At 64.0% G+C, this 5,166-nt stretch carries 5 protein-coding genes; 2 read left to right on the forward strand and 3 right to left on the reverse strand.

Going from position 1 to position 5,166, the window contains the following annotated elements; genetic code table 11:
• Together B3849_RS02950 and folD are read left to right on the forward strand one after the other, a co-directional pair.
• On the forward strand, positions 1 to 543 hold a 543-nt coding region (locus B3849_RS02950), incomplete at its 5' end, for a formate--tetrahydrofolate ligase (RefSeq protein ID WP_286779800.1).
• A 94-nt stretch (positions 544 to 637) separates the two neighbouring features.
• Positions 638 to 1,540: a bifunctional methylenetetrahydrofolate dehydrogenase/methenyltetrahydrofolate cyclohydrolase FolD gene (gene folD, locus B3849_RS02955; RefSeq protein WP_278425809.1), complete on the forward strand. Its 903-nt coding sequence runs from the start codon at positions 638 to 640 to the stop codon at positions 1,538 to 1,540.
• Here folD and B3849_RS02960 read toward each other — a convergent pair.
• The 3 genes from B3849_RS02960 to B3849_RS02970 all read right to left on the reverse strand — a co-directional run.
• Positions 1,537 to 1,965: a PaaI family thioesterase gene (locus B3849_RS02960; RefSeq protein ID WP_278425808.1), complete on the reverse strand. Its 429-nt coding sequence runs from the start codon at positions 1,963 to 1,965 to the stop codon at positions 1,537 to 1,539. The genes folD and B3849_RS02960 overlap by 4 nt on opposite strands.
• 41 nt (positions 1,966 to 2,006) lie before the next feature.
• Positions 2,007 to 2,672, reverse strand: a complete 666-nt coding sequence (gene pdeM, locus B3849_RS02965; RefSeq protein WP_278425807.1) for a ligase-associated DNA damage response endonuclease PdeM — start codon at positions 2,670 to 2,672, stop codon at positions 2,007 to 2,009.
• A 257-nt stretch (positions 2,673 to 2,929) separates the two neighbouring features.
• A partial coding sequence (locus tag B3849_RS02970) for a ligase-associated DNA damage response DEXH box helicase (protein ID WP_286779801.1) occupies positions 2,930 to 5,166 on the reverse strand: 2,237 nt, incomplete at its 5' end.

The following is a 5,166-nucleotide window of genomic DNA, read 5'->3' on the forward strand; positions in this document are numbered from 1 at the left end:
GCGATCAACCATTTCGTCACCGACACCGACGCAGAGGTGCAAGCGGTCAAAGACTATGTCGCCTCGCAAGGGGCCGAGGCCGTGCTGTCCCGCCACTGGGAATTGGGCAGCGCTGGCTCTGCCGAACTTGCCGAGAAAGTGGTCGAGACGATCGATAAGGGCAAGGCGGATTTCGCCACGCTCTACCCCGACGCGATGCCGCTGGCCGATAAGATCAACACCATCGCCACAAAGATCTATCGCGCGGATGGGGCGGTGATGGACCAGAAGATCCTCAACCAGTTGAAAGACTGGGAAGAGCATGGATATGGCGATCTGCCGGTCTGTATGGCCAAAACGCAATACAGCTTTACCACCGATCCCGAAGCCCGCGGCGCGCCGACCGGCTTTACCATCCCCGTGCGCGAGGTGCGCCTGTCTGCCGGCGCGGGCTTTGTCGTGGCAATCTGCGGTGAGATCATGACCATGCCGGGCTTGCCACGGGTGCCTTCTGCCGAAAATATTCGTCTCAATGACATCGGCGATGTTGAAGGTCTGTTCTAAGCGCGTATGAACAGGGCGCGGAGGGTCGCCCCTTCGCGCCTTCGCCTGCTGTGGCAGGTGATAGCAGCGCCACAACAGACAAAGGACGGTCCCCATGACAGCGACGATCATTGACGGCAAGGCATTTGCAGCACAGGTGCGGGGGCAGGTCGCCCAGCATGTCACGCGGCTGAAGGACGATCACGGGATCACGCCGGGGCTGGCTGTGGTGCTTGTCGGGGCCGATCCTGCCTCCGAGGTCTATGTCAAATCCAAGGGCAAGATGACCAAGGAAGTGGGCATGAAATCGGTCGAACACCGGCTGGCAGACACCACATCAGAGGCGGAGCTTCTGACCCTGATCGACACGCTGAACAAGGATGATACGATCCACGGTATCCTCGTACAGCTCCCCTTGCCCGATCACCTGAACGAAGACCTTGTGATCAGCGCGATTGATCCGGCCAAGGATGTCGACGGGTTTCACATCTCGAACGTCGGTCTGTTGGGCACGGGGCAGAAATCCATGGTGCCTTGCACGCCGCTTGGCTGTCTGATGATGCTGCGCGACCACCACGGCACCCTGTCGGGGATGGATGCAGTCGTGATCGGACGCAGCAATATCGTGGGAAAACCTATGGCCCAGCTTCTGCTCAACGACAGCTGCACCGTGACCATCGCCCATTCACGGACCAAAGACCTTGCCGCTGTTGTGCGCCGCGCTGATATCGTGATCGCCGCCGTGGGCCGCCCCGAGATGGTGCCGGGCGACTGGATCAAACCGGGGGCCACAATCATCGACGTGGGCATCAACCGTCTCGACGCGCCAGAGCGGGGTGAGGGCAAGACCCGTCTGGTGGGTGATGCCGACTTTGACAGCTGCGCCAAGGTGGCCGGTGCGATCACCCCAGTGCCGGGGGGCGTGGGCCCGATGACGATCGCCTGTCTGCTGGCCAATACGGTTACAGCCTGCTGCCGTGCCCATGAGCTGCCCGAACCCGAAGGGCTGACCGCCTAAGCGGCGGTTGCCGGAACCGGCACCATCGTGCCCTGAAGCAAGGCGATCAACACCTGCTGGTCGCCGGTTTGGGCAAAGACCTCGGCCGTGACCACACAAAGCCGCTTGCCCGGTTTCACCACCTTGCCAATCGCGATCAGCCGGTCTCCGCGGGCGGGGGCCAGCAGGTTGATCTTGATCTCTGCGGTGACGACCTCGGTATCCAAGGGCAGTGTCGTCAGCGCGGCATAGCCCGCAGCGCTGTCCCCGATAGAGAACGTCAGCCCCGCGTGGCCAAACCCCTGCTGCTGGCGCGTGCCGGGCAGGATCGGTGCCTCGATCCGGATGAGCCCCTTCGACACATCACTGAGTTCAGCGCCGAGGGTCTGCATCATCGATTGTGCGGCAAAGCTGTCGCGGATGCGGGCGATTTCTTGAGGGGTCATAGGGGCTCTTTCAACATGGATAGCCGGCCCCGTGGCTGCGACTAGCGCGGCATGGGGATCGCGGTGGGCTGCGGTCCGGTAAGTATGGCGCAGGCCTGCGGACCCATCAATGCCTGTAGCACCGGCGCGTCACTGTACAACCCGCCGGTATAGGTGCCAAAGGCAGGCATGATCAGCCGTCGGTCGTCATACAGGAAGGCCGGACGCGTCACCGACCGCCCGCGCAGCCGCAGCCGTGCCTTGGGGTGATAATGTCCCGAAACCTCGGCCTGTGCGCCGGTCTGCGCGATATGCCGGAACTGCAGGGGGCCGATCACAAGCTCGGCCAGATGCTCCCCGCCCAGTTCGACGGGACCGGGGTCGTGGTTGCCCTCTACCCACAGCCACTGCCGGCCCGCCTGCAGCCGCGCCAGCGTCAGCCGCGCTGGTTCGGGCAGGGCGTGGGCCGCGTGCAGATCGTCGAAACTGTCGCCCAGACACACCACGACGCGCGCGGGTACACGGTCAAGCGCCGCCGCAAGCCGGGTCAACGTGTCCATCGTCTCGTAAGGGGGAAGCGCCGTGCCGCCGCGCCGCGCAATTCGTTCGGCTTTGCCAAGATGCAGGTCGGACACGCAGAGCAGCCCGTGATCTGCCCACCACAAAGCGCCAGAGCCAAGCGCCGTCAGCCGCGCGCCGCAAAAGTCGAATTCATACCCGATGTTCATGCTGCGTTCATCACCAAGTTTGCCCGCGGGCGCAAGGGGCGCTGGCCGATGGACGCGCCTATGGCGGGGCGCAGGAGTATTTGAAAAAGGGTGAAGCGGAAGACGCCCCCGCTGATCCCGAGGGGCGTGGGGGCGTCTTCACCCTTTGCGGTCATCGGCTCTCCAGCCTGTACCGCGGGGTGATCATGGGGCAAAATACCTAAGCGAAAGTTAATTCACCCTTTCAAAAATACTCAGCTGCGCAGGGATTGCCATGTCTAGCACCGTTTGAGGGGGATGTTATCCGGCGCGGGTGTGATCTGTGCGAGGCCGGAGGCTTCCATCAACCGCGCGGATTCCTCGGCCAGCAGACGTTCTTCTGCCTGCCCTTTGACCGGCACGCGACCCATTTCCAGAAACAGCGGTGCGGACAGCGGGCTGACACGGTCGAGGATACGGTGGTCAATCCGGCCCTTGATACGATGCAGCATTTCCTCGATCCGGCCAAAGTCGACCAGCCCGCGCAGGGCCTCTTCGCGGGTGATATCGAGCAGGAGGTGATCGGGTTCGTATTTCTGCAAGGTGTCATACAGGATATCAGAGCTGAGGGTCGCCTGCCGGCCAGACTTACGGGCTTGGGGGGTGTTCCGTTCGATCAGCCCCGCGATGGTGGCGGCGGCGCGGAACGTGCGTTTCATCACCGCATTGCCGGCCAGCCAATGGTCCAACCCGTCATGCAGGGCTGTGGCATCAACGAGCGGGGCGGGGTCGTCGACCGGATCCAGCCCCCAGATCAGCGTGGCATAATCGGTGGCGACGAAGCCCAGGGGGTTGAGGCCCAGTTCCTCCATCCGTTTTGTCAGCAGCAGGCCGAGCGTTTGCTGCGCGTTGCGTCCGGCGAAGCCGTAGAAGACCGTCTGGGCGCGGCCCTCATGGGGGAAGCTTTCGATCAGCAGTCGGCCCGGCTGCGGCAGTTGGCTGACCTCGCGTTGCAGGGTCAGCCATTCGGCCGTGTGGCGCGGCAACTCGGGCCAGCTGTCTTGGGTGAACATGCGTTGCACGCGGGCGGAGAGCTGGGTCGAGGTGGCGAATTTGGTGCCCATGAACGTGGCGACGCGTGGTTTCTTGGCGGCGGAGCGGCTGACCTCTACGGTCATTTCCCGCAGCCCTTCGTATTTGACGATCTGGCCGCCGATCAGGAATGTGTCGCCCGCGCTGAGCGAGGCGGCGAAACCTTCCTCGATTTCGCCCAAAGGGGCACCGCCGCGGTTGCGCTTCATGCGGACCTTCAGCGTGTCCGTGTCCTGAATGGTACCGATGTTCATACGGATACGCTGGCTGCTGCGGGGGTCGCGCAGGTGCCATTTGCCGTCGGTGCACATCAGACGTTGCCATCTGTCGTAGGCGCGCAGGGCGTAGCCGCCTGTGGCACAGAAATCGAGGCAGGCGTCAAAGGCGGCGCGGCTGAGGCTGGCATAGGCCCCGGCCGAGGTCACCTCGGCATAGAGCGCGTCAGCGTCGAAGGGGCCGGCGCAGGCGGTGATCAGGATATGCTGGCACAACACATCGCGGGGGCCGGGGCCGCGCGGGTCGCCGTCAAGCTCTCCTGCCAATACGGCGTCGAGGGCGGCGACACATTCGACCACCTCGAACCGGTTGGCAGGCACCAGCAGCGCTTTGGAGGGCGCGTTATAGCGGTGGTTGGCCCGCCCGATGCGCTGGACCAGCCGTTTGACATTCTTCGGGGCGCCGATCTGGATCACGAGATCGACATCGCCCCAGTCGATCCCCAGATCAAGGCTGCCGGTGCACACAATCGCGCGCAGATCACCGCGCACCATCGCGGCTTCGACCCGTTCGCGTTGCTGCCGATCGAGCGAGCCGTGGTGGATGCCGATGGGCAGGCTATCTTCGTTGGCGAGCCAGAGATTGTGAAAGAAAATCTCGGCCTGAGCGCGGGTATTGTGGAAGATCAGGGTGGTTTTATGCTGGCGTATCTGGTCGAGCACCGCCGGAATCGCATAGGCAGCCCCATTGCCGGACCACGGCGGGGCCGCGTCCGTGCGCAGCATCCGGATGTCGGGCGGCGGGCCGGGATCGGCCAGCAGGATCGGGCAGGGGTCGGGGTGACGTGCCATGAAATGCGCGATGGCGGCGGGATCTTCGACGGTGGCTGACAGGCCCACCCGTTTCAGCCCCGGGCACAGGCGTTGCAGCCGCGCCAGTGCCAGCATCAGTTGGTCGCCCCGCTTGCTGTCGGCCAGCGCGTGGATCTCGTCGATCACGACACGTTTGAGCCCTTTGAACATGCGCGGTGCATCCTCGTAGGAGGTCAGCAGCGCAAGGCTTTCGGGGGTGGTCAGCAGGATATGAGGCGGGTCGGCGCGTTGCCGGCGTTTGCGCGTTTGCGAGGTGTCGCCGGTGCGGTCCTCGATCCGGATGGGGAGGCTCATTTCCGTCACCGGGGTGGTGAGGTTGCGCTTGATATCCGCGGCCAGCGCCTTGAGCGGCGAGA

The organism is Sulfitobacter sp. UBA4523 (assembly GCF_002388305.1).
GTDB lineage: Bacteria > Pseudomonadota > Alphaproteobacteria > Rhodobacterales > Rhodobacteraceae > Sulfitobacter > Sulfitobacter pontiacus.

Excerpts from the sequence above, each read along its gene's own strand:
- folD (WP_278425809.1), top strand. The coding sequence starts at position 638 with ATGACAGCGACGATCATTGACGGCAAGGCATTTGCAGCACAGGTGCGG.
- B3849_RS02960 (WP_278425808.1), bottom strand. The coding sequence starts at position 1,965 with ATGACCCCTCAAGAAATCGCCCGCATCCGCGACAGCTTTGCCGCACAA.
- pdeM (WP_278425807.1), bottom strand. The coding sequence starts at position 2,672 with ATGAACATCGGGTATGAATTCGACTTTTGCGGCGCGCGGCTGACGGCG.